This window comes from Streptomyces sp. NPDC002176 (genome assembly GCF_044903645.1).
Classification (GTDB): Bacteria; Actinomycetota; Actinomycetes; order Streptomycetales; family Streptomycetaceae; genus Streptomyces.
The window spans coordinates 332,681-353,823 of the sequence record NZ_JBJDQW010000005.1; the positions used below are offsets into that span (position 1 = coordinate 332,681).

Below are 21,143 nucleotides of genomic sequence, written 5' to 3' on the forward strand. Positions count from 1 at the left end.
GGTACTCAGCCCCACCCTCCCGCGCAGCCCTGGGCCCCGGCCCGCGGCCCCCGGCCGCCGCAGAGGTTTTCCACAGGCGCCCCACGGCGTTGTCCACAGCGGTTGACACCCGACGACGCCCCGGCACACCATTGACACGCACGAACCGAACGATCGGTCGGGACGTGTTTCCGGCAGAGTCCTAGGTCAGGGGGACCGCATGGCCACAGCAGCCGCGCCTCGCACGGACCGCACCTCCGCGGGCGGCGCACCCGGCGCCACCGCGGACACGGCGGCGCACCAGCACGCCTTCGACACGGCCGTGGCCGCCGAAGAGCGCATCGAGCCACGCGACTGGATGCCGGACGCCTACCGCGCCACGCTCGTCCGCCAGATCGCCCAGCACGCCCACTCCGAGATCATCGGCATGCAGCCGGAGGCGAACTGGATCACCCGCGCCCCCAGCCTGCGCCGCAAGGCCATCCTGATGGCCAAGGTCCAGGACGAGGCGGGCCACGGCCTCTATCTCTACAGCGCCGCCGAAACCCTCGGCACCAGCCGCGAGGAGCTGCTCGACAAGCTGCACACCGGCCGCCAGAAGTACTCCTCGATCTTCAACTACCCGACCCTGACCTGGGCCGACGTGGGCGCGATCGGCTGGCTGGTGGACGGCGCCGCCATCACCAATCAGGTCCCCCTGTGCCGCTGCTCCTACGGCCCGTATGCCCGCGCGATGGTCCGCATCTGCAAGGAGGAGTCCTTCCATCAGCGCCAGGGGTACGAGCTGCTGCTCGCCCTCAGCGAGGGCACCCCCGAGCAGCACGCCATGGCACAGGACGCGGTCGACCGCTGGTGGTGGCCCTCGCTGATGATGTTCGGCCCGCCCGACGACTCCTCCCAGCACTCGGCCCAGTCCATGGAGTGGAAGATCAAGCGCCATTCCAACGACGAGCTGCGCCAGCGCTTCGTCGACATCGCCGTCCCCCAGGCGGAGTCCCTCGGCCTCACCCTCCCCGACCCCGACCTGAAGTGGAACGAGGAGCGCGGGCACCACGACTTCGGCGCCATCGACTGGACCGAGTTCAAGGAAGTCCTGAAGGGCAACGGCCCCTGCAACGAACAGCGCATCACCCAGCGCCGCCGCGCACACGACGAGGGTGCCTGGGTCAGGGAAGCGGCCGCCGCCCACGCGGCCAAACACGCCGGGAGCACCGGCCGGACAGGAGCGACGCGCGCATGACCCACACCGACTGGCCCCTGTGGGAGGTCTTCGTCCGCTCCCGCCGCGGCCTCTCCCACACCCACGCCGGGAGCCTGCACGCCCCCGACGCGGAGCTGGCCCTGCGCAACGCCCGTGACCTCTACACCCGGCGCGGCGAAGGCGTCTCCATCTGGGTCGTCCCGGCCACCGCGATCACCGCCTCCTCGCCCGACGAGAAGGACCCGTTCTTCGAGCCGTCCGCCGACAAGCCCTACCGGCACCCGACCTTCTACGAGATCCCGGAAGGGGTGAAGCACCTGTGACCGCCACCGTCCCCACCACCGCCGCGCTCGCCCTCGGCGACGACGCCCTGGTGCTCTCCCACCGCCTCGGGGAGTGGGCCGGGCACGCCCCCGTCCTGGAGGAGGAGGTCGCCCTCGCCAACATCGCGCTCGACCTGCTCGGCCAGGCCCGCGTGCTGCTCTCCATGACGGGCGACGAGGACGAACTCGCCTACCTCCGCGAGGAACGCGCCTTCCGCAACCTCCAGTTGGTGGAGCAGCCCAACGGGGACTTCGCCCACACCATCGCCCGGCAGCTCTACTTCTCCACCTACCAGCACCTTCTGTACACCGAACTCGCCTCGCGGGAAGGCCCGTTCCAGCCGCTGGCGGCGAAGGCGGTCAAGGAGGTCGCCTACCACCGCGACCACGCCGAGCAGTGGACCCTGCGCCTCGGCGACGGCACCGAACTCAGCCACGACCGGATGAGCCGGGCCTGCGACGCGCTGTGGCGCTTCACCGGCGAGATGTTCCAGCCGGTGTCCGGCGTGGACGTCGACTGGGCTGCTCTGGAAGCGAGTTGGCTGGCCGCCGTCACCGAGGTGCTCGACCGCGCCACCCTGCCCGTCCCCGAGGGTCCCCGTACGGGCGCCTGGGCGGCGGGCGCGGGCCGACAGGGGCTGCACACCGAGTCGTTCGGGCGGATGCTCGCCGAGATGCAGCACCTGCACCGCAGCCACCCGGGGGCGTCATGGTGACCGTCACCGCGCTGGAGGCGGAGTTGCTGGAGCTGGCCGGGTCGGTCCCCGACCCCGAACTCCCCGTGCTCACCCTGCATGAGCTGGGCGTACTGCGCGCGGTGCATCTCACCGGCGCCGACTCCGTCGAGGTGGACCTCACCCCGACCTACACCGGCTGCCCGGCCGTCGAGACGATGAGCGCCGACATCGAGCGGGTCCTGCGCGCCCACGGCATGCACGAGGTCACCGTCCGTACCGTCCTCGCCCCCGCCTGGTCCACGGACGACATCACCCCCGAGGGCCGCCGCAAGCTCCAGCGGTCCGGCATAGCCCCGCCCCGCACCCAGCACCCCGGCGGCCCGGTCACCCTCACCCTGGGTCCGACCCGCACCGGTGACGCCGGAGATCCGATGGCGGAGGCCATCCGCTGCCCGCACTGCGACTCCGCCGACACCGAGCTGCTGAGCCGGTTCTCCTCCACGGCCTGCAAGGCACTGCGCCGATGCCTGTCCTGCCGTGAACCCTTCGACCACTTCAAGGAGTTGTGATGGCACGCTTCCACCGGCTCCGGGTGGCCGGGATCGACCGGCTGACCGACGACTCGGTCGCCGTCACCTTCACCGTGCCTGCCGAGCTGCGCGAGGAGTACCGGCACAAGCCGGGCCAGCACCTCACCCTGCGCCGCCGCGTGGACGGCGGGGACATCCGCCGCACCTACTCGATCTGCTCCCCGGCACCCGACCCGGCCGGGGACGGCCCGAGCACGCTGCGGGTGGGGGTGCGGCTGGTCGACGGGGGCGCGTTCTCCACCTACGCGTTCAAGGAGATAGCGGCCGGGGACGAGCTGGAGGTGATGACCCCGGCCGGGCGCTTCACCCTGGACCCGGCGCCGGGCCACTTCGCGGCGGTCGTCGGCGGCAGCGGCATCACCCCGGTGCTGTCGATCGCCGCCACGCTGCTGGCCCGTGAGCCCGACGCGCGGTTCTGTCTGATCCGGGCCGACCGTTCGGCGGCCTCGACCATGTTCCTGGAGGACGTGGCCGACCTGAAGGATCGCTACCCGGAGCGGTTCCAGCTGGTGACGGTGCTCTCCCGCGAGGAACAGCAGGCGGGGCTGCCGTCGGGCCGCCTCGACCGGGACCGGCTCACCGCACTGCTGCCCGCGCTGCTCCCGGTGGACCAGGTGAAGGGCTGGTTCCTGTGCGGACCGTACGGGCTGGTGGAGGACGCCGAGCGGGCCCTGCGCGGCCTGGGCGTCGACCGGTCCGGCATCCACCAGGAGATCTTCCACGTGGACGGCGGCACCGCCCCGGCCACCACCGCTCCGACGGCCGCGCACAGCACGGTCACCGCCCGCCTCGACGGCCGTGGCGGCAGCTGGCCGGTCCAGCAGGGCGAGTCCCTGCTGGACACCGTCCTGCGCAACCGCCCCGACGCCCCCTACGCCTGCAAGGGCGGCGTCTGCGGCACCTGCCGCGCCTTCCTGGTCTCCGGCGAGGTCCGCATGGACCGCAACTTCGCCCTGGAGAAGGAGGAGACGGAAGCGGGCTACGTCCTGGCCTGCCAGTCCCACCCCCTGACGGAGAAGGTGGAGGTGGACTTCGACCGGTGAGCCGCCCGGGGGTCGGACGGGGCTGCCTAGATCACGACCCCGGCCTGACCGGCGTCCGTCACCACCGGGCGGCCCGCGGCCTCCCAGTACTTCATGCCGCCGTCGACGTTCACGGCGTCGATGCCCTGCTGGACGAGGTACATCGTGACCTGGGCCGAGCGGCCGCCGGAGCGGCAGATCACGTTGACGCGGCCGTCCTGCGGGGCGGCCTCGGTCAGCTCGCCGTACCGGGCGACGAACTCGCTGATCGGGATGTGCAGCGCCCCCTCGGCATGACCGGCCTGCCACTCGTCGTCCTCGCGGACGTCCAGCAGGAAATCGCCGTCCTTGAGGTCCGTGACCTCGACCGTGGGCACACCAGCTCCGAAACTCATGCCCCCGACGCTACCCGAAGCGCAGTATCCGACGCCGTGGCTCACTCCTGCGTCAGCAGGGCCGCGAGATCGGCCTCCCGGCGCGTGATGTCGCCGTGCAGCCGCTCGGCGATCTCGGTGAGGAGGCTGTCGGGGTCGTCCGGGGCAAGCCGGAGCATGCCCGCGATGGCGCCGTTCTCCAGTTCCTGGGCGACCAGGGTGAGCAGTTCCTTGCGCTGGGAGAGCCACTCGAGGCGGGCGTACAGCTCGTCGCTGGGGCTGGGCTGCCGCTCGGGCGGCACCGGGCCTGCGGCCCACTCCGCGGCGAGTTCCCGGAGCAGGGCCTCGTCGCCGCGGGCGTAGGCGGCGTTGACGCGGGTGATGAACTCCTCGCGGCGGGCGCGCTCGGCGTTCTCCTGGGCGAGGTCCGGGTGGGCCTTGCGGGCGAGGTCGCGGTAGAGCTTGCGGACCTCCTCGCTGGGACGCACCCGCTCCGGAGGCCGCACCGGCTGGTCGGTGAGCATCGCGGTGGCCTCGGGGAAGAGTCCCTGGCCGTCCATCCAGCCGTGCAGCAGTTCCTCGACGCCGGGGATGGGCGAGAGGTTGGCGCGGGCCTCGGCGGCGCGGCGGATGTCCTCGGGGTCCTGGGTGCGGGCGGCCCGCGCCTCGGCGATCGAGGCGTCCAGTTCCTCGATGCGGGCGTACAGCGGGCCGAGCCGCTGTTCGTGCAGCCGGGCGAAGTTCTCGACCTCGACGCGGAAGGTCTCCACGGCGATCTCGAAGTCGATCAGCGCCTGCTCGGCGGCGCGGACGGCGTTTTCCAGCCGTTCTTCGGGCCGCGGCGACTGGGACTGCTCGGTCTGCTCAGCTTCCGGGGTCGTCACCCGACCAGCCTAGGCCACGGCCACAAGAGCCCAACCAGGCCGAACCGGACGACCACCCGGGGCCAACTCGCCTCCTCCACGGCCACCCCCACCCAGGCACCCCCACCTAGGTACCCGTGTCCGGGCAGGCGGCCGGTACCCACTCGGCCACCAGATCGCGGCAGGCCACCACCAGTCGGCCGGGGCGGCAGGCCACCTCATGGGTGCAGCCGCCGGGCAGCGGCAGGATCTCGTCGAGGATCACATCGCCCAGCGAGGCCGGATCGCACACGTCCAGCACGTCCGACTGGAAGCGGGAGACGCCGGTGTAGCGGACGAGGAGGTCCTCCTCGTGGCGGAAGCAGTTGTGGCGGAAGCGGATCTCGACGTCACCGTCGGCCGTGCGGTTCACCCGCGTGGGCAGCAGGTCGCGGACGCAGCGCTTGGCGTCGGGGTCGTAGTGCGCCGGGTCGGTGGCGAAGGCGCGGGCGCCGGGCGGAAGTCCGGCGGCGATGCCGGGCAGCCGGGCGAGGTAGGGGCGAGGGTCGGCGAGCACCGGCTCCTCGCTGCCACCGCCGCGCAGTTCGACGTACTTCATCTCACCACTCCGGGCACCCTCTTCCCGGCCACGACGGCGGCACCGACCACGACGGCTGTCCAGGCATCGGCGCTCACACCCCCGCCTCGGCGGCGATCCGCCCGGAGCGCACCGCCGTGACCAGTTGGGCGTGGTCGGCCTCGGTGCGGTCGGCGTAGGCGGTGGCGAAGTCGGCCAGGGCGTCGTCCAGTTCCTCGTTCTTGCCGCAGTAGCCCGCGATGAGGCGGGGGTCGGCGCTGTGGGAGTGGGCGCGGGCCAGCAGGGCGCCGGTCATCCGGCCGTAGTCGTCGACCTGGTCGGGGGCGAGGGCGGCGGGGTCCACGCTGCCCTTGCGGTTGCGGAACTGGCGCACCTGGAAGGGTCGTTGGTCGACGGTGGTCCAGCCCAGCAATATGTCGCTGACGACCTGCATCCGCTTCTGCCCGAGGACCACGCGCCGTCCCTCGTGCTCGGCGGGCGGCACCGGGAAGCCCGCGGTGGCCAGATGCGGGGTGAGCGCGGAGGGCCGGGCCTCCTTGACCTGGAGGACGAGCGGTTCCCCGCGGTGGTCGAGGAGCAGCACCACGTAGGAGCGGGTGCCGACGCTGCCGGTGCCGACGACGCGGAAGGCGACGTCCTGCACCGCGTACCGCGCGAGCAGCGGCAGCCGGTCCGGGCCGAGCGTCGCCAGATACGGCTCCAGCGAGGCGGCGACGACGGCGGCCTCGGCGTCCGGGACGCGGCGCAGCACCGGGGCCGCGTCCACGAAACGGCGGCCGCCGTCCCCGGTGTCCTCCGTCGACCTGGCGGCGAAGCGGCCGCTGGTGTTGGCCCGCGCCTTCGCCGAGACCCGCTCCAGGGTGCCGAGGAGGTCATGGGCGTCGGTGTGGGAGACGAGTTCCTCGTCCGCGATAGCGTTCCAGGCGTCCAGCGCGGGCAGCTTGGCGAGCAGCCGCATGGTGCGCCGGTACGCGCCCACGGTGTCCCGGGCGGCCGCGCGGCAGGTGTCCTCGTCCGCCCCGGCCTCACGCCCGGCCAGCACCAGGGAGGCGGCGAGCCGCTTCAGGTCCCACTCCCAGGGGCCGTGCACGGTCTCGTCGAAGTCGTTGAGGTCGATGACCAGGCCGCCGCGCGCGTCCCCGTACAGACCGAAGTTGGCCGCGTGGGCGTCGCCGCAGAGCTGGGTGCCGATGCCGGTCGCCGGGGTGCGGGCCAGGTCGTACGCCATGAGGCCGGCCGAGCCGCGCAGGAAGGCGAAGGGGGAGGCGGCCATGCGGCCCACCCGTATCGGGGTCAGTTCCGGGATGCGCCCGGCGTTGGACTCCTCCACCGCGGCGACCGCGTCCGGACGCGCGTCGTCCACCACGAGGTCCCGGTGGGAGGCGCGGGGTACACCGGCCCGCAGCGCCTTGCCCTGGTGCTTGGCGGAGCCTCGCGGCGGCCACTGCGCGAACCCGCGCAGCCGTGGCACCCGGCTCTCCAGCCCCGCGCTGCCCACCGCTTCAGCCAGCTCCACACCGGCTCCGGTCACCGTGACCGCCTCCCCCGCACACCGACCGCCCACGCCCCGCACGAGCGTCTCGAACATCAACTCGTGCCGAAGGTACATGCGGTGACCGAAACGCGTCAGACCCTGTGGACAACTCACCGCTTGTGGACATCCACGGCCTCTCCCGCACCAGTACCCCCACGCCTACCCGATTCCCCCGCCGCACCCGCACCCCGCACCCCACCGGCACCGCCTTCACAAGGCGCCCCCGCCCGGGTGAGGCGCCGGAAGAACACCCACGTCAGCGCGTACTGCGCCCCGGTCCCCAGGCTCATCGACAGCCACACCCCCCGCACCCCCAGAGCAGTGAGCGACAGCCCGTAGGCGAGAGGCATTTGCACACAGGCGCCGAACGCCGTGACCGCGAGCAGCGCGCGTGGGCGCCCCGCACCCATGAACACGCCGCCCAGCGCCACCACCCCCGCGAGCAGTACCAGGTAGGGCAGCAGCCAGCGGAAGAAGACCGCGCCCGCGTCCACCGCGGCGGGCTCGCCGGTGAAGAGCCGCGTCAAGCGGCGCCCGCCCAGCGCGAGAAAGAGCCCGGCGCCGAAGGCGGTCGCCGTGGCGAGCAGCAGGCTCTGCCGTCCGATCAGCCACGCGGCGCTCCGCCCCGCACCCCGCGTCCGGGCGGTCAGGATGGCGGCCGCCTGCCGGAAGGCGTAGCAGGCCATGGTGACGAGCAGCATCACCTTGGACCCGACACCGTAGGCGGCGAGCGGGCCCGCACCGAACCTGGCCACGATGCCGACGAGAGCCGCGCTCATGCCCATCCGCAGCACGAAGTCCCCGGACACCGGAAGCCCGATGCGCAGCACGCGCCGCAACACGGTGGCCGTGCGCGGACCGGGCGCCGCCCGCTGAGCGCCCGCCGCCCGGCCGAGCACCCGCCGCAGAAACACGAGACTGACCGCCAGCGCCACCGCTCGCCCCGCCAGCGTGGCGAACGCCGCGCCCTGCACACCCAGCCGAGGCAGGGGGCCGACGCCGTAGATCAGTAGGGGATCGAGAACGAGCACGATCCCGTTGGCCAGGAGCGCCATCCGCATCGGGGTGCGGGTGTCCCCGGTGCCCTTGATGAGGCCGTCGACGACGTTCTGCGCGAAGAAGACCGCCATGCCGGGGAAGGAGACGGCGAAGAAGGCGACGGCCAGCCGGTGCACTTCGCCCTCCCCGCCGCCCACGAGGAGGGTGGCCACCCGGTCCCGGAGGAGGAAGCCGCCCACGGTCACGACGGGCGTGATGACCAGCCAGAGGACGGCGACCGCCCGAACCACCACCGGGACCTCCCCGCGCCGCCCGGCCCCCAGGGCGTCCGCCATCAGCATCGTGGCGCCGGTACCGGCCATGAGGATGACGCCGAGCAGCACGTTCTCCACCGTGCTCGCCACCGCCACGGCGCCCACCGCGGCCTCTCCGAGGCGGGCCACCCAGAGGGTGTCGATGATCCCGGCGACCACACCGGAGAGCAGTTCGCCGTAGACGGGGACACCGAGCCCGAGCAGCGCCCGGCGGGTGGCGGCCGGAGCGCCGGGTTCGAAGGCGGCGGGAGCCTGCGCCGAGCGCTTGGTCCCAGGAGACACCGGTCACCCCTTTCCGAGGGCGCGCGGACGCGCGCACCCGTCGCGGCCCCGCGTCCACGACGGCTCGGACAGGCTCCGCCAGGCCGGGCACCTGGAGCGCGAGGCCGAGCCCGGCGACAGCGCGCCCCAGCGGCAGGTGCTGCGGATCACTCCGTCCGGCCGGGCCGAGCTGCTGCGCAGGCTGAGCGAGCCCAAGGAGACGGAGATCACTGACGGCGGGGCCTTCTTCACCCTGCTGGCCTTCCTCAGCCAGGTGCCCGACCCCGCCCGCCGGGCAGCCGTACTGCGCCGACGCCTGGACTTCCTGACCCGCCCGGCGGGCTTCTTCACCCATGACGGCACCCCGGTACGCATCGCCGACGAGCCCGACCCGTACCGCAAGGGGATGCTGGTCATGGCCAGGGCGGCCCAGCGGGCGGAACGCGCCTGGCTGGAGGAGGCCCTCCGGGACCTGGACGCCGAGCCCCCACGGCCGACGTGATCCCAAGACCCCGCCGAGCAGCCGCCCTTCGCCAACTCCCGCCCGACGGCATCGGGAAGGCCCAGGCCACCTGAGACCTTCCTCACAAGCCCCCAGGGGGAAACGCTTGGCCGGGAACGCCAAAGTGGGCGGCATCTTCACGATGCCGCCCACTTGACTATGGTGCGCGAGGGGGGAGTTGAACCCCCACGCCCTTTCGGGCACTGGAACCTGAATCCAGCGCGTCTGCCTATTCCGCCACCCGCGCATTGGGTGTGTCTTCCGGCTTGGCCCTTGCGGGCTGGCCCCTTCCGACATGCAGAACATTAGCACGGCCCACGGGGTGGAATCACATCTCTTCTCCAGGCCCCCCACCAGGCCATCTGTGCCCCCCGGCCCGAGAACCCGCGCCGCACGGCGCCCCCGGCGGGCACTCCCGCAACCGCCGCCCCTGTGGACAAAGCTGTTCAGGTATCAACCTCGTACCGGTCCCGGCCATCTCATCCACAGGGGGACCGGACCGGCCGCCGGGTGCGGGACACTGGAGCGAGACCGCCTCTACGATCCTCCTCCGAAGGAGTTCGAAGGGGGGCCGCTGGGGGAACCGGCTGATTGCCGGGCGCGTAGATACGATCAGTGAGCAGTACCGGCGAGGCTGCCGCGCCGAGCACGGCACGGCAGAACGGCAGCGACGGAGGAGGTGCCCCATGGGAGTCCTGAAGAAATTCGAGCAGCGCCTCGAAGGTCTGGTCAACGGCACCTTCGCCAAGGTGTTCAAGTCCGAGGTCCAGCCGGTGGAGATCGCCGGCGCGCTCCAGCGGGAGTGCGACAACAACGCGACCATCTGGAACCGCGACCGGACCGTGGTCCCCAACGACTTCATCGTGGAGCTGAGCACGCCCGACCACGAGCGGCTCAGCCCCTACTCCGGACAGCTCGGCGACGAGCTGGCCGGAATGGTCCGCGACTACGCCAAGCAGCAGCGGTACACCTTCATGGGCCCGATCAAGGTCACCCTGGAGAAGGCCCCCGACCTGGACACCGGTCTGTACCGGGTGCGCAGCCGCACCCTCGCCTCCTCCAGCAGCCAGGAGCCCCAGGCCCCCCAGTCCGGCGGTCCGGGCCCCGCAGGCCCCCAGGCCCCCCAGAGCGGGTACGGCTACCCGCCCGCCGGAGCCCCCCCGATGCCGTCCGCGCCGCCTCCCGGCGCCCGGCCCGGCGGCTACGGCTACCCCCAGCCCGCCACCCAGCGGCCCTCGGCCGCCCCGATGGGCGGCGGCGCGACCCGGTACTGGATCGAGGTCAACGGCACCCGCCACCAGATCTCCCACCAGACCCTGGTCCTCGGCCGCAGCACCGAGGCGGACGTCCGGATCGACGACCCCGGCGTCTCCCGCCGGCACTGTGAGATCCGCACCGGAACGCCCGCGAGCGTCCAGGACCTCGGCTCCACCAACGGCATCGTGGTGGACGGACAGCACACCACCCGCGCTACGCTCCGCGACGGCTCGCGGATCGTCGTGGGCAGCACCACCGTTATCTATAGGCAAGCCGAAGGGTGAAGCGGGGGCAATGTCAGAGCTGACCCTCACGGTCATGCGGCTGGGTTTCCTGGCCGTACTGTGGCTGTTCGTGATCGTGGCCGTGCAGGTCATCCGCAGCGATCTGTTCGGTACGCGTGTCACACAGCGCGGAGCGCGCCGGGAGGCCCAGCGACCGCAGGCCGCCGCCCGGCAGCAGTCCGCGCAGTCGCAGGGACGCGGCCAGCGCGGACAGCGCGCCCAGCAGAGCGGCGGCGGCCGCCAGCGGCGCAACGCGCCCAGCAAGCTCGTCGTCACCGAGGGCACCCTCGCCGGGACCACCGTGGCGCTCCAGGGCCAGACCATCACCCTGGGCCGCGCGCACGACTCGACGATCGTGCTGGACGACGACTACGCCTCCAGCAGGCATGCCAGGATCTACCCCGACCGCGACGGCCAGTGGATCGTGGAGGACCTCGGTTCCACCAACGGCACCTACCTGGACCGGTCCCGGCTGACGACCCCGACGCCGGTCCCGCCGGGCGGCGCGATCCGCATCGGCAAGACCGTCATCGAGCTGCGGAAGTAGTGCTACACCAATGAATGAGCGCGAGCGGAGCGAGCACGCGGCGGCGGACCGCAATCCGGTCCCCGGCGCGCTCCCGACCGGAGGGTGGGCAGTGTGGCTCGACACGACCGGCTGTACCCGGAGCCGACTGGCGAGGTGCGCATGAGCCTGTCACTGCGCTTCGCCGCCGGATCGCACAAGGGCATGATCCGGGAGGGCAACGAGGACTCCGGTTACGCCGGTCCCCGCCTGCTCGCCATCGCCGACGGCATGGGCGGCCAGGCCGCCGGTGAGGTCGCCTCCTCGGAGGTCATCTCCACCCTGGTCACGCTCGACGACGACGTGCCCGGCTCCGACATCCTCACCTCGCTGGGCACCGCCGTGCGCCGCGCCAACGAGCAGCTGCGCTCCATGGTCGAGGAGGACCCCCAGCTCGAGGGCATGGGCACCACCCTCACCGCGCTGCTCTGGACCGGCCAGCGGCTCGGCCTCGTGCACGTCGGCGACTCGCGCGCCTACCTGCTGCGCGACGGCATGCTCAGCCAGATCACCCAGGACCACACCTGGGTGCAGCGCCTGGTCGACGAGGGCCGGATCACCGAGGAGGAGGCGGGCGCCCACCCGCAGCGCGCGCTGCTCATGCGCGCCCTCGGCAGCGGCGACCACGTCGAGCCCGACCTCTCCATCCGCGAGGTCCGCGCGGGCGACCGCTACCTGATCTGCTCCGACGGGCTCTCCGGCGTCGTCTCCCACCAGACGATGGAGGAGGCGCTCGCCAGCTACCAGGGCCCGCAGGAGACCGTGCAGGAGCTGATCCAGCTCGCGCTGCGCGGCGGCGGCCCCGACAACATCACGGTGATCATCGCCGACGTCCTCGACCTGGAGACCGGAGACACCCTCGCCGGGCAGCTCTCCGACACCCCCGTCGTGGTCGGCGCCGTCGCCGAAAACCAGCACCACCTGAACCACGACAACGGCATCATGCAGACCCCGGCCGGCCGCGCCTCGCACCTCGGCCGCCAGGGCCGCAGGCAGGGCGGTGGCGGTCGGCACGGCGGGCCCTCCGGCGACACCGAGGAATACGCCCCCGAGGGCAGCTTCGGGGAGTACTCCGAGGAGGACTTCACCAAGCCCCGCAAGGGCCGTCGCTGGCTGAAGCGTTCCCTCTGGAGCGCCCTCGCCCTCGCGGTGATCGGCGGCGCGGTGTACGGCGGCTGGCGCTGGACCCAGACCCAGTACTACGTCGGGGTCAACGGCGAGCACGTCGCGCTCTACCGGGGCATCAGCCAGGACCTCGCCTGGGTCTCGCTGTCCAAGGTCGAGCAGGACCACCCCGAGATCGAACTCAAGTACCTGCCGTCGTACCAGCAGAAGCAGGTCAAGAACACGATCGTGGTGGCGGGCGGTCTGTCCCAGGCCCGCTCCAAGGTCCAGGCGCTCTCCACGCAGGCGTCCGCCTGCCGCAAGGAGGCCGAGCGCACCACCGCCGAGCGCGAGCAGCAGAACCCCAAGACGGGCCAGGGCGCGACCGGCGGCACCACCGGTGCCACCAAGACCGCCTTCACCAAGGCCAGCCCCTCGCCGGACCCCTCGGCCTCCGGGTCGAAGTCGCAGGCGTCGCCCTCGAAGTCCCCGACCGCAACCGCCACTCCCCGGCCCGGCCCCAGCCTCTCCGAGGATGAGCAGAAGGTCGCCGATCAGTGCGGCAAGCAGTAGGCAAGCTGTGAGAGGCCCCGTCACACGATGAGCAGTACTACCAACACGCCGACGCACCACACGTCCACGATCGGCTCGATCGGTGCGCCGAGCCGCCGCAACACCGAGCTGGCCCTGCTGATCTTCGCCGTGGTCATCCCGGTGTTCGCCTACGCCAACGTGGGCCTGGCCCTCAACGACCAGGTCCCCACGGGCCTGCTCGGCTACGGCCTGGGCCTCGGCCTGCTGGCGGGCGTCGCCCACCTCGCGGTGCGCAAGTTCGCCCCGTACGCCGACCCGCTGCTGCTGCCGCTGGCCACCCTGCTCAACGGGCTGGGTCTGGTGTGCATCTGGCGCCTGGACCAGTCGAAGCTGCTGCAGTCCATCGGCCAGGCGGGCGGCAAGGCCACCAACCAGCTCGTCTACACCGCGCTGGGCATCATCCTGTTCGCCGTCGTGCTGATCTTCCTCAAGGAACACCGCACGCTGCAGCGGTACACGTACATCTCCATGGTGGCCGCGCTCGTGCTGCTGCTGCTGCCGCTGGTGCCCGGCCTCGGCGCCGACCTGACCTACGGCGCCAAGATCTGGATCAAGATCGGCAGCTTCACCATCCAGCCCGGTGAGTTCGCCAAGATCGTGCTCGCGGTCTTCTTCGCCGGGTACCTGATGGTCAAGCGGGACGCGCTCGCGCTCGCCAGCCGCCGCTTCATGGGCCTCTACCTGCCGCGCGGCCGCGACCTCGGCCCGATCCTGGTCGTCTGGTTCATCTCGATCATCATCCTGGTCTTCGAGACCGACCTCGGTACCTCGCTGCTGTTCTTCGGCATGTTCGTGATCATGCTGTACGTGGCCACCGAGCGGACCAGCTGGATCGTCTTCGGTCTGCTGATGAGCGCCGCGGGCGCGGTCGGCGTGGCCACCTTCGAGCCGCACGTCCAGACCCGTGTGCAGGCGTGGCTCAACCCGATGCATGAGTACGAGCTGAGCCGCACCCCGGGCGTCACCGGTGTCCACTCCGACCAGCTCCAGCAGGCCCTGTGGGCGTTCGGCTCCGGCGGCACCCTCGGCACCGGCTGGGGCCAGGGTCACTCCGAGCTGATCCGCTTCGCCGCCAACTCCGACTTCATCCTCGCCACCTTCGGCGAGGAGCTGGGCCTGGCGGGCATCATGGCGATCCTGCTGGTCTACGGCCTGATCGTCGAGCGCGGTGTACGCACCGCCCTCGCCGCCCGCGACCCCTTCGGCAAGATGCTCGCGGTGGGCCTGTCCGGCGCGTTCGCCCTCCAGGTGTTCGTCGTCGCGGGCGGTGTGATGGGGCTCATCCCGCTGACCGGTATGACGATGCCCTTCCTCGCGTACGGCGGTTCGTCCGTCATCGCCAACTGGGCGCTCATCGGCATCCTGATCCGCATCAGCGACACCGCCCGGCGCCCGGCACCCAGCCCGGCCGGGAACCCCGACGCCGAGATGACGCAGATCGTGCGGCCCGGCGCCACCGGGCCCGACGAGCAGTGAGCGCGGCGGGCGGCGGGACCGTACCTCCGGGCGGGTCCCGTCGCCGGGCCTCAGGAGCGTCTCCGTCCACAGGCAGTGCCCCTAGACTGTGGGCGGCCATGGACGGGGTCCAGCCCCAGCGACACCGAGAGACCGAAGCGACAGGCGTCCCTGTCAGCTCGTGGAAAGGCCGGACGTGAACAAGCCCCTGCGCCGCATCGCGCTCTTCTGCGGACTGCTCGTCCTGGCCTTGCTGATCCGTGACAACTGGCTCCAGTACGTCCAGGCCGACAAGCTCCGCACCGCCGGGGACAACCGCCGCGTCTCCATCGAGCGCTACGCCGCCCCGCGCGGCGACATCATCGTGGACGGCGACCCGATAACCGGCTCCGTGGAGACCAAGGCCGGTGACTTCAAGTACAAGCGCACGTACAAGAACGGGCCCATGTGGGCGCCGGTCACCGGCTACTCCTCCCAGGCGTTCGACAGCACCCAGCTCGAGAAGATCAACGACGGCATCCTCACCGGCAACGACGACCGGCTGTTCTTCCGCAACACCCTGGACATGCTGACCGGCAAGCCCAAGCAGGGCGGCAACGTCGTCACCACCCTCAACTCCGCCGCGCAGAAGGCCGCGTACTCCGGGCTGAAGAACCAGGGCGGCAAGGGCGCGGTCGTCGCGCTGGAGCCCTCCACGGGCAAGATCCTCGCGCTGGCCTCGTACCCCTCGTACGACCCGTCGTCCTTCGCGGGGTCCCGTGACGGCGACGCGGAGGCGTGGTCGAAGCTGCAGAAGAAGAGCGACTCCGCCGACCCGATGCTCAACCGGGCGCTGCGCGAGACCTACCCGCCCGGCTCGACCTTCAAGGTGGTCACCGCCGCCGCGGCGCTGGAGAACGGCAAGTACGCCTCGGCCGACCAGAAGACCGACAGCCCGCTGCCCTGGGTGATGCCCGGCACGCAGACCGAGCTGAAGAACGAGGGCAACATCCCCTGCAAGGACGCGACGATGCGGGTCGCGCTCCAGTACTCCTGCAACACCGTCTTCGGCAAGATCGGTGCCGACCTCGGCAACGAGAAGATGCTGGACGAGGCCAAGAAGTTCGGCTTCGACGAGGAGCAGTTCACGCCGATCCGCGCCAACGCCTCGGTGTTCTCGGACAACATGAACGACTCGCAGACCGCGCTGTCCTCCATCGGCCAGTTCAACACCGCCGCCACCCCGCTGCAGATGGCCATGGTCGCCTCCGCGGTCGCCAACGACGGCAAGCTGATGAAGCCGTACATGGTCGACTCGCTCCAGTCCTCCAACCTGGACCCGGTGGAGAAGAACGAGCCGCAGGAGATGAGCCAGCCGCTGTCGCCGGGCAACGCGCAGATCCTGCAGTCGATGATGGAGACGGTCGTCAAGGACGGCACCGGCAAGAACGCGCAGATCGACGGCGTGACCGTCGGTGGCAAGACCGGTACCGCGCAGCACGGTGTGAAGAACAGCGAGAACCCGTACGCGTGGTTCCTCTCCTACGCCAAGCTGCCCGACCACAGCGCTCCGGTCGCCGTGGCCGTGGTCATCGAGGACGACAACGCCGTCCGTGACGACATCTCCGGTGGCGGCCTGGCCGCCCCGATCGCGAAGCACGTCATGGAGGCGGTCATCAACTCCAAGAAGTGAACCCGCTCACGTGTCCTTCACATCGGCGCACGTTGCGGTACCGGTCCGGTATCGGGTTACCGGCTTGGCCAGGGCACACGGAGCGAGCCGGGTACGGTAGGCCCGGACGGCAGCTCCGGCCGCGCACACCCGTGCCGGCCGGGACCGACGGAGAGGGCTGGTAAGTAGCTATGGAAGAGCCGCGTCGCCTAGGCGGCCGGTACGAGCTGGGCCACGTGCTCGGCCGTGGTGGCATGGCCGAGGTCTACCTCGCGCATGACACCCGCCTCGGCCGCACCGTGGCGGTGAAGACGCTGCGCGCGGACCTCGCGCGTGACCCGTCCTTCCAGGCCCGGTTCCGCCGGGAGGCCCAGTCTGCCGCCTCGCTCAACCATCCCGCGATCGTCGCGGTCTACGACACGGGCGAGGACTACATCGACGGGGTCTCGATCCCGTACATCGTGATGGAGTACGTCGACGGCTCCACGCTCCGTGAGCTGCTGCACTCCGGGCGCAAGCTGCTGCCTGAGCGGTCGATGGAGATGACCATCGGCATCCTCCAGGGTCTGGAGTACGCCCACCGCAGCGGCATCGTCCACCGGGACATCAAGCCGGCCAACGTCATGCTGACCCGCAACGGCCAGGTCAAGGTGATGGACTTCGGCATCGCCCGCGCCATGGGCGACTCCGGGATGACGATGACGCAGACCGCGGCCGTGATCGGCACCGCGCAGTACCTCTCCCCGGAGCAGGCCAAGGGCGAGCAGGTCGACGCCCGCTCCGACCTGTACTCCACGGGCTGCCTCCTCTACGAGCTGCTGACCGTCCGTCCGCCGTTCGTCGGTGACTCCCCGGTGGCCGTGGCCTACCAGCACGTCCGCGAGGAACCGCAGCCGCCGAGCGTGTTCGACCCCGAGATCACGCCGGAGATGGACGCGATCGTCCTCAAGGCGCTGACCAAGGACCCGAACTACCGCTACCAGTCGGCCGACGAGATGCGCGCCGACATCGAGGCGTGCCTCGACGGCCAGCCCGTCGGCGCGACCGCCGCCATGAGCGCGGTCGGCTACGGCTACGCCGACAACCAGGCCACCACCGCGATGCGGCAGGAGTCGGCCGGGGCGACGACGATGCTCCCGCCGATGAACGCGGACGACGGCGGCTACGGCTACGACGACCGGCCCGACCGGCGGCGCCAGCAGAAGAAGAGCAACAACACCTCGACGATCCTGCTCGCGGTCGCGGGTGTGCTGGTGCTCGTCGGCGCCGTCCTGATCGGGATGGTGATGTTCTCCGGCAAGACCGAGAAGCCGTTCCCGGCGCCGACCTTCGTGGGCCACTCGGTCGACGAGGCCCGGAAGATGGCGGAGGCCACCGATCTGAAGCTGGGCGAGGTCACGCGCAAGCCGTGTGACAACCAGCCCAAGGACAAGATCTGCACGCAGGACCCGGCGGCCGGTACGGACGTCAAGAAGAAGGACACCGTCAACGTGGTCGTCTCCACCGGAGCGCCCAAGGTGACGATCCCGAGCGTCATCGGGCTTCCCTTCGACGAGGCCCGGGAGAAGCTGGAAGGCGACGACTACCAGCTCACGGTGAAGAAGGAGACCCGCGTCTCCAGCGACACCCCGGACAACGTGGTCGACCAGGACCCCACCGGCGGCAACCAGGTGCAGAAGGGGTCCAAGATCACCCTGACCGTCGCCAAGGCCGAGGAGAAGGTCACCATCCCGGACGTCGCGGGCAAGTCCTGCGACGAGGCCAAGGCCGACCTCCAGAACGCGGGCCTCGTCCCGACCTGCACCGACCAGCCCGTGGCCGACCCGGCCCAGAAGGACAAGGTCCAGGGCACCAACCCGGAGATCGGCCGCCAGGTCAAGAAGGGCACCCCGGTCTCCATCAACGTCGGCAAGAACGACACCCCGGAACAGGTCCAGGTCCCCGAGGTCCGCAACCAGACCCTCAAGGCCGCCCGCGACGCTCTCCAGGCCGTCGGCCTCCAGATCCAGCCCACGGGACCGGGCGCGGGCGACGACAACGCCACCGTCCTCACCCAGAGCGTCCCCCCCGGCACCCCGGCCAACAAGGGCGACACCATCACGGTGATAGCCGTGACCCAGGGCAACAACGGAGCCGGAGGCGGCGGAATCTTCGGCGGCCCGAACGGCTGACCCACTCCGCTCCGACCAACGAAGAGTCCCCCGGCACCCATGGGCGCCGGGGGACTCTTCGTTTCAAGCAGTGATCTCAAGCAGTGATCAGCGGAGTTCCGCCGGAGGGGTGCGGTTGCTGTCGACCTTTTCCGTGCGGACCAGTTCGGCCCAGACGACGTAGCGGTAGCGGCTGGTGTAGACCGGGGTGCAGGTGGTCAGGGTGATGTAGTGGCCCGGCTTGGTGCGGCCGGACTCCTTGGGGATCTGGGCGAGGACGTCGACGTTGTACTTCGAGGTCTCGGGGAGGACCGAGTAGACCTTGTAGACGTACCACTTGTCCTTGGTCTCGAAGACGACCGGGTCGCCCTCGTGCACCTTGTCGATGTTGTGGAACTTGGCGCCGTGGCCGTCGCGGTGGGCGGCGAGGGTGAAGTTGCCCTTCTTGCCGGTCATCGGGAGCACGGCCCTGGCCGGGTCGGTGTAGTAGCCGGCCACCCCCTCGTCGAGGACGTCCGGGGAGGTGCCCTTCTCCACCAGTACCGTGCCGTTGCGCATGGCCGGGACGTGGAGGAAGCCGATGCCCGCCTTGGTGTCCAGCGCGCCGGGCCCGGTGTCGGAGCGTGCCCAGTGGTCGCGGACCTTGTCGGCCTGCTGGTCGGCGTGCCGGTCGGCGACGACGTTCGTCCACCACAGCGAGTACACGACGAACAGCCCGAGCACCGCCCCGGCCGTGATGAGGAGTTCCCCGAGGAGGCTGACCGCCCGCGCGACGGGCCCCTGCCCCCGCGGCGGACCCCCGCCCCTGCGGGACGCGGCCGTGTGCTCTTCGGTGCCGTCGGCGGTCGCTGCCACAGATCCCCTGCCCATGTTCGGCTCTTCGGCTGGTCGGCGGACCGCCGCTACTGGATGAGCGCGTCCGGCTTGCCCTTGCTGCGCGGGCGTTCCTCGACCATCTTGCCCCAGACGATCAGCCGGTACTTGCTGGTGAACTCGGGCGTGCAGGTGGTCAGCGTGATGTACCGCCCCTGCTGGGTGAACCCGGACCCCGTCGGCACCGGATTCAGCACACTCGTGTTCGACGGCGGCGTCACCGGCAGCATCGACGCCACCTTGTACACGAAGTACTCGTCCTGCGTCTCGACCACGACCGCGTCGCCCGGCACCAGCCGGTTGATGTAACGGAACGGCTCCCCATGGGTGTTGCGGTGCGCGGCGAGCCCGAAGTTGCCGGTCTTGTCGTACGGCATCGCGGTCTTCAGCGGGGCCTCGCCGTAGTGCCCGACCATGCCCTTGTCGAGCACGTTCTTGTTGCTGACGCCCTCCGCGATCGGCGCGACCACGTCCAGCTTGGGGATGTGCAGGATGGCGAACCCCTGCCCCGGCTCGAACACCCCCGGCGCCCGCTTGCCGTTCGCCCAGTCGTCCTGGAGCTGGCTGGTCTCGCTGCCCGCCTCCGCGTGCGCCCGTACGTTCGTCCACCACAGCTGGTAGGTGACGAACAGCAGCATGACCACGCCGGTGGTGATGAAGACTTCGCCGATCGCCCGGCTGATCAGGACGCCCGCCCCCGGCTTGCGCGCCCGCTCCCGCTGCCGGGCCTCGACCCGCGACAGCGGCCGCGCCGGACCCGCCGCGGAAGCCGTCGCCTCCTCGCCTCCCCCGCCACGGCGCCCGCCACCCCGCTTGGCGGCCTTTCTGCGGGCCGCGCGCCCACCGGTGGCACTCCCGGAGCCCGCGGCGCTCGCGGAGGCGCTCAGCGAGCCGTGCGCGCCCTCCGGGGCGCCGGGCACCCGCAGTGCCACCGTCCGGTCGTCCAGGGGGAGTTCAGGGACATGATCGCCGTACTGGTCGTACTGGTCGTACTGGTCCACGGCGGGCATCCGCGCCGTCCCCGGATCGCCCGCGCCCACGAACGCCGGACCGTAGGACCCGTACGGCACCCCGCCGTACCCGTCCTCGCGCTCCGGGCGCGGTGTGGTCACGCCGTGGCCCTGCCCACCACCGGGGCGAGCCCCGCCGACCTCGCCACCGCGTCCGCGTCGCCGCATTCCGCCAGCCAGTTGGCCAGCATCCGGTGGCCGTGCTCGGTCAGCACCGACTCGGGGTGGAACTGCACGCCCTCGACCGGGAGTTCACGGTGGCGCAGCCCCATGATGATCCCGTCCGCGGTGCGGGCGGTGACCTCCAGCTCGGCGGGCACGGTGGCCGGTTCGGCGGCCAGCGAGTGGTACCGGGTGGCGATGAACGGCGTCGGGAGCCCCGCGAAGACGCCCCGGCCTTCGTGGATCACGGGCGAGGTCTTGCCGTGCAGCAGCTCGGGCGCCCGGTCCACCACCCCGCCGTAGGCGACCTGCATCGACTGCATGCCGAGGCAGACCCCGAACACCGGGACGCCGGTCGCGGCGCAGTGCCGGACCATGTCCACGCAGACCCCGGCCTCCTCGGGCGTGCCCGGTCCGGGCGAGAGGAGGACGCCGTCGAAGCCGTCCTGGGCGTGGGCCGTGGTCACCTCGTCGTTGCGCAGCACCTCGCACTCGGCGCCAAGCTGGTACAGGTACTGGACGAGGTTGAAGACGAAGCTGTCGTAGTTGTCGACGACGAGAATCCGGGCGCTGCTCACTGGTTGTCCACCGTCACATCGTTGAAGGGCAGCAGCGGTTCCGCCCACGGGAACACGTACTGGAACAGGACGTAGACCGCGGCCACGACGAGCACGAGCGAGATCAGTGCCCTCACCAACGCGTTGCCCGGCAGATGCCGCCAGATCCAGCCGTACATGCCGTCCCTTCCGTTCCTCCACGGCTCCTGACTCACGCCGTACGGCACCAGACTAACGGCGGCGGGCCCGCCTCCGGCCTGCCTGG

At 71.2% G+C, this 21,143-nt stretch carries 21 protein-coding genes and 1 tRNA gene; 12 read left to right on the forward strand and 10 right to left on the reverse strand.

The features are described 5' to 3' along the window. The first annotated feature begins 199 nt into the window (after positions 1–199). Genes paaA through paaE form a run of 5 tightly spaced genes read left to right on the forward strand, consistent with a single transcriptional unit; the run spans position 200 to position 3,813 of the window. The gene (gene paaA / locus ACI2LY_RS24340; RefSeq protein WP_393913225.1) at positions 200–1,219 is read left to right on the forward strand and encodes a 1,2-phenylacetyl-CoA epoxidase subunit PaaA; all 1,020 of its coding nucleotides are present in this window, start codon (positions 200–202) and stop codon (positions 1,217–1,219) included. Further along, positions 1,216–1,503 carry a 1,2-phenylacetyl-CoA epoxidase subunit PaaB gene (paaB, locus tag ACI2LY_RS24345; RefSeq protein WP_130337920.1) on the forward strand — a complete coding sequence of 96 codons (288 nt, stop codon included), beginning with the start codon at positions 1,216–1,218 and terminating at the stop codon, positions 1,501–1,503. The genes paaA and paaB overlap by 4 nt, the downstream gene beginning before the upstream one ends. Beyond that, positions 1,500–2,219, forward strand: coding sequence for a 1,2-phenylacetyl-CoA epoxidase subunit PaaC (gene paaC / locus ACI2LY_RS24350; protein ID WP_404709028.1), 720 nt, complete (start codon positions 1,500–1,502; stop codon positions 2,217–2,219). Before paaB ends, paaC begins: the two co-directional genes overlap by 4 nt. Beyond that, positions 2,213–2,749 (forward strand): 1,2-phenylacetyl-CoA epoxidase subunit PaaD, encoded by a 537-nt coding sequence (paaD, locus tag ACI2LY_RS24355; RefSeq protein ID WP_404709029.1) that lies wholly within the window; start codon positions 2,213–2,215, stop codon positions 2,747–2,749. The genes paaC and paaD overlap by 7 nt, the downstream gene beginning before the upstream one ends. Beyond that, positions 2,749–3,813: a 1,2-phenylacetyl-CoA epoxidase subunit PaaE gene (paaE, locus tag ACI2LY_RS24360; protein ID WP_404709030.1), complete on the forward strand. Its 1,065-nt coding sequence runs from the start codon at positions 2,749–2,751 to the stop codon at positions 3,811–3,813. The genes paaD and paaE overlap by 1 nt, the downstream gene beginning before the upstream one ends. 26 nt (positions 3,814–3,839) lie before the next feature. Here paaE and ACI2LY_RS24365 read toward each other — a convergent pair whose 3' ends face one another. The 5 genes from ACI2LY_RS24365 to ACI2LY_RS24385 all read right to left on the reverse strand — a co-directional run bounded on the left by ACI2LY_RS24365 (position 3,840) and on the right by ACI2LY_RS24385 (position 8,735). Beyond that, entirely contained in the window at positions 3,840–4,169 is a 330-nt protein-coding gene (locus ACI2LY_RS24365; RefSeq protein WP_161201595.1) for a rhodanese-like domain-containing protein, read from the reverse strand. Between the two features lie 59 nt (positions 4,170–4,228). Next, positions 4,229–5,050, reverse strand: coding sequence for a hypothetical protein (locus ACI2LY_RS24370; RefSeq protein ID WP_389003817.1), 822 nt, complete (start codon positions 5,048–5,050; stop codon positions 4,229–4,231). A 106-nt stretch (positions 5,051–5,156) separates the two neighbouring features. After that, entirely contained in the window at positions 5,157–5,627 is a 471-nt protein-coding gene (locus ACI2LY_RS24375; RefSeq protein ID WP_404709031.1) for a hypothetical protein, read from the reverse strand. A gap of 73 nt (positions 5,628–5,700) precedes the next feature. Beyond that, a complete protein-coding gene (locus ACI2LY_RS24380) occupies positions 5,701–7,215 on the reverse strand; it encodes a DUF2252 domain-containing protein (RefSeq protein ID WP_404709032.1) in 1,515 nt (504 codons plus the stop codon). Between the two features lie 35 nt (positions 7,216–7,250). Continuing rightward, positions 7,251–8,735, reverse strand: a complete 1,485-nt coding sequence (locus ACI2LY_RS24385) for an MATE family efflux transporter (RefSeq protein WP_404709033.1) — start codon at positions 8,733–8,735, stop codon at positions 7,251–7,253. Between ACI2LY_RS24385 and ACI2LY_RS24390 the strand changes: the two genes are divergently transcribed. Next, complete coding sequence (locus ACI2LY_RS24390) at positions 8,719–9,216, forward strand: PadR family transcriptional regulator (RefSeq protein WP_404709034.1); 498 nt, start codon at positions 8,719–8,721, stop codon at positions 9,214–9,216. The genes ACI2LY_RS24385 and ACI2LY_RS24390 overlap by 17 nt on opposite strands. A gap of 160 nt (positions 9,217–9,376) precedes the next feature. Here the strand turns inward: ACI2LY_RS24390 and ACI2LY_RS24395 are convergent. After that, positions 9,377–9,463, reverse strand: a tRNA-Leu gene (locus tag ACI2LY_RS24395). 439 nt (positions 9,464–9,902) lie between these two features. On the opposite strand from ACI2LY_RS24395, the gene ACI2LY_RS24400 reads away from it, so the two are divergent. From ACI2LY_RS24400 to pknB, 6 genes are all read left to right on the forward strand, one after another. Next, positions 9,903–10,757, forward strand: a complete 855-nt coding sequence (locus ACI2LY_RS24400; protein WP_404709035.1) for an FhaA domain-containing protein — start codon at positions 9,903–9,905, stop codon at positions 10,755–10,757. 10 nt (positions 10,758–10,767) lie between these two features. Beyond that, positions 10,768–11,304, forward strand: coding sequence for an FHA domain-containing protein (locus tag ACI2LY_RS24405; RefSeq protein WP_404709036.1), 537 nt, complete (start codon positions 10,768–10,770; stop codon positions 11,302–11,304). A 141-nt stretch (positions 11,305–11,445) separates the two neighbouring features. Beyond that, positions 11,446–12,999 (forward strand): Stp1/IreP family PP2C-type Ser/Thr phosphatase, encoded by a 1,554-nt coding sequence (locus tag ACI2LY_RS24410; RefSeq protein ID WP_389003802.1) that lies wholly within the window; start codon positions 11,446–11,448, stop codon positions 12,997–12,999. A 27-nt stretch (positions 13,000–13,026) separates the two neighbouring features. Beyond that, entirely contained in the window at positions 13,027–14,496 is a 1,470-nt protein-coding gene (locus tag ACI2LY_RS24415) for an FtsW/RodA/SpoVE family cell cycle protein (protein WP_404709037.1), read from the forward strand. Between the two features lie 175 nt (positions 14,497–14,671). After that, entirely contained in the window at positions 14,672–16,147 is a 1,476-nt protein-coding gene (locus tag ACI2LY_RS24420; RefSeq protein ID WP_404709038.1) for a peptidoglycan D,D-transpeptidase FtsI family protein, read from the forward strand. A gap of 170 nt (positions 16,148–16,317) precedes the next feature. Further along, positions 16,318–18,297, forward strand: coding sequence for a Stk1 family PASTA domain-containing Ser/Thr kinase (gene pknB / locus ACI2LY_RS24425; protein WP_404709039.1), 1,980 nt, complete (start codon positions 16,318–16,320; stop codon positions 18,295–18,297). A gap of 87 nt (positions 18,298–18,384) precedes the next feature. On the opposite strand, the gene ACI2LY_RS24430 is transcribed toward pknB, so the two are convergent. Genes ACI2LY_RS24430 through ACI2LY_RS24445 form a run of 4 tightly spaced genes read right to left on the reverse strand, consistent with a single transcriptional unit; the run spans position 18,385 to position 21,057 of the window. Then, positions 18,385–19,131, reverse strand: a complete 747-nt coding sequence (locus tag ACI2LY_RS24430; RefSeq protein ID WP_404709182.1) for a class E sortase — start codon at positions 19,129–19,131, stop codon at positions 18,385–18,387. 47 nt (positions 19,132–19,178) lie between these two features. Next, positions 19,179–20,261 carry a class E sortase gene (locus ACI2LY_RS24435; protein WP_404709040.1) on the reverse strand — a complete coding sequence of 361 codons (1,083 nt, stop codon included), beginning with the start codon at positions 20,259–20,261 and terminating at the stop codon, positions 19,179–19,181. Further along, positions 20,258–20,899 (reverse strand): aminodeoxychorismate/anthranilate synthase component II, encoded by a 642-nt coding sequence (locus ACI2LY_RS24440; protein ID WP_404709041.1) that lies wholly within the window; start codon positions 20,897–20,899, stop codon positions 20,258–20,260. The genes ACI2LY_RS24435 and ACI2LY_RS24440 overlap by 4 nt, the downstream gene beginning before the upstream one ends. Continuing rightward, entirely contained in the window at positions 20,896–21,057 is a 162-nt protein-coding gene (locus tag ACI2LY_RS24445) for a hypothetical protein (protein WP_030805941.1), read from the reverse strand. The genes ACI2LY_RS24440 and ACI2LY_RS24445 overlap by 4 nt, the downstream gene beginning before the upstream one ends. Between the last annotated feature and the right edge of the window lie 86 nt (positions 21,058–21,143).

Coding starts and splice junctions, on each gene's coding strand:
- paaA (WP_393913225.1), top strand. CDS start 200: ATGGCCACAGCAGCCGCGCCTCGCACGGACCGCACCTCCGCGGGCGGC.
- paaB (WP_130337920.1), top strand. CDS start 1,216: ATGACCCACACCGACTGGCCCCTGTGGGAGGTCTTCGTCCGCTCCCGC.
- paaD (WP_404709029.1), top strand. CDS start 2,213: ATGGTGACCGTCACCGCGCTGGAGGCGGAGTTGCTGGAGCTGGCCGGG.
- paaE (WP_404709030.1), top strand. CDS start 2,749: ATGGCACGCTTCCACCGGCTCCGGGTGGCCGGGATCGACCGGCTGACC.
- ACI2LY_RS24375 (WP_404709031.1), bottom strand. CDS start 5,627: ATGAAGTACGTCGAACTGCGCGGCGGTGGCAGCGAGGAGCCGGTGCTC.
- ACI2LY_RS24380 (WP_404709032.1), bottom strand. CDS start 7,215: ATGTACCTTCGGCACGAGTTGATGTTCGAGACGCTCGTGCGGGGCGTG.
- ACI2LY_RS24400 (WP_404709035.1), top strand. CDS start 9,903: ATGGGAGTCCTGAAGAAATTCGAGCAGCGCCTCGAAGGTCTGGTCAAC.
- ACI2LY_RS24405 (WP_404709036.1), top strand. CDS start 10,768: ATGTCAGAGCTGACCCTCACGGTCATGCGGCTGGGTTTCCTGGCCGTA.
- ACI2LY_RS24410 (WP_389003802.1), top strand. CDS start 11,446: ATGAGCCTGTCACTGCGCTTCGCCGCCGGATCGCACAAGGGCATGATC.
- ACI2LY_RS24415 (WP_404709037.1), top strand. CDS start 13,027: ATGAGCAGTACTACCAACACGCCGACGCACCACACGTCCACGATCGGC.
- pknB (WP_404709039.1), top strand. CDS start 16,318: ATGGAAGAGCCGCGTCGCCTAGGCGGCCGGTACGAGCTGGGCCACGTG.
- ACI2LY_RS24445 (WP_030805941.1), bottom strand. CDS start 21,057: ATGTACGGCTGGATCTGGCGGCATCTGCCGGGCAACGCGTTGGTGAGG.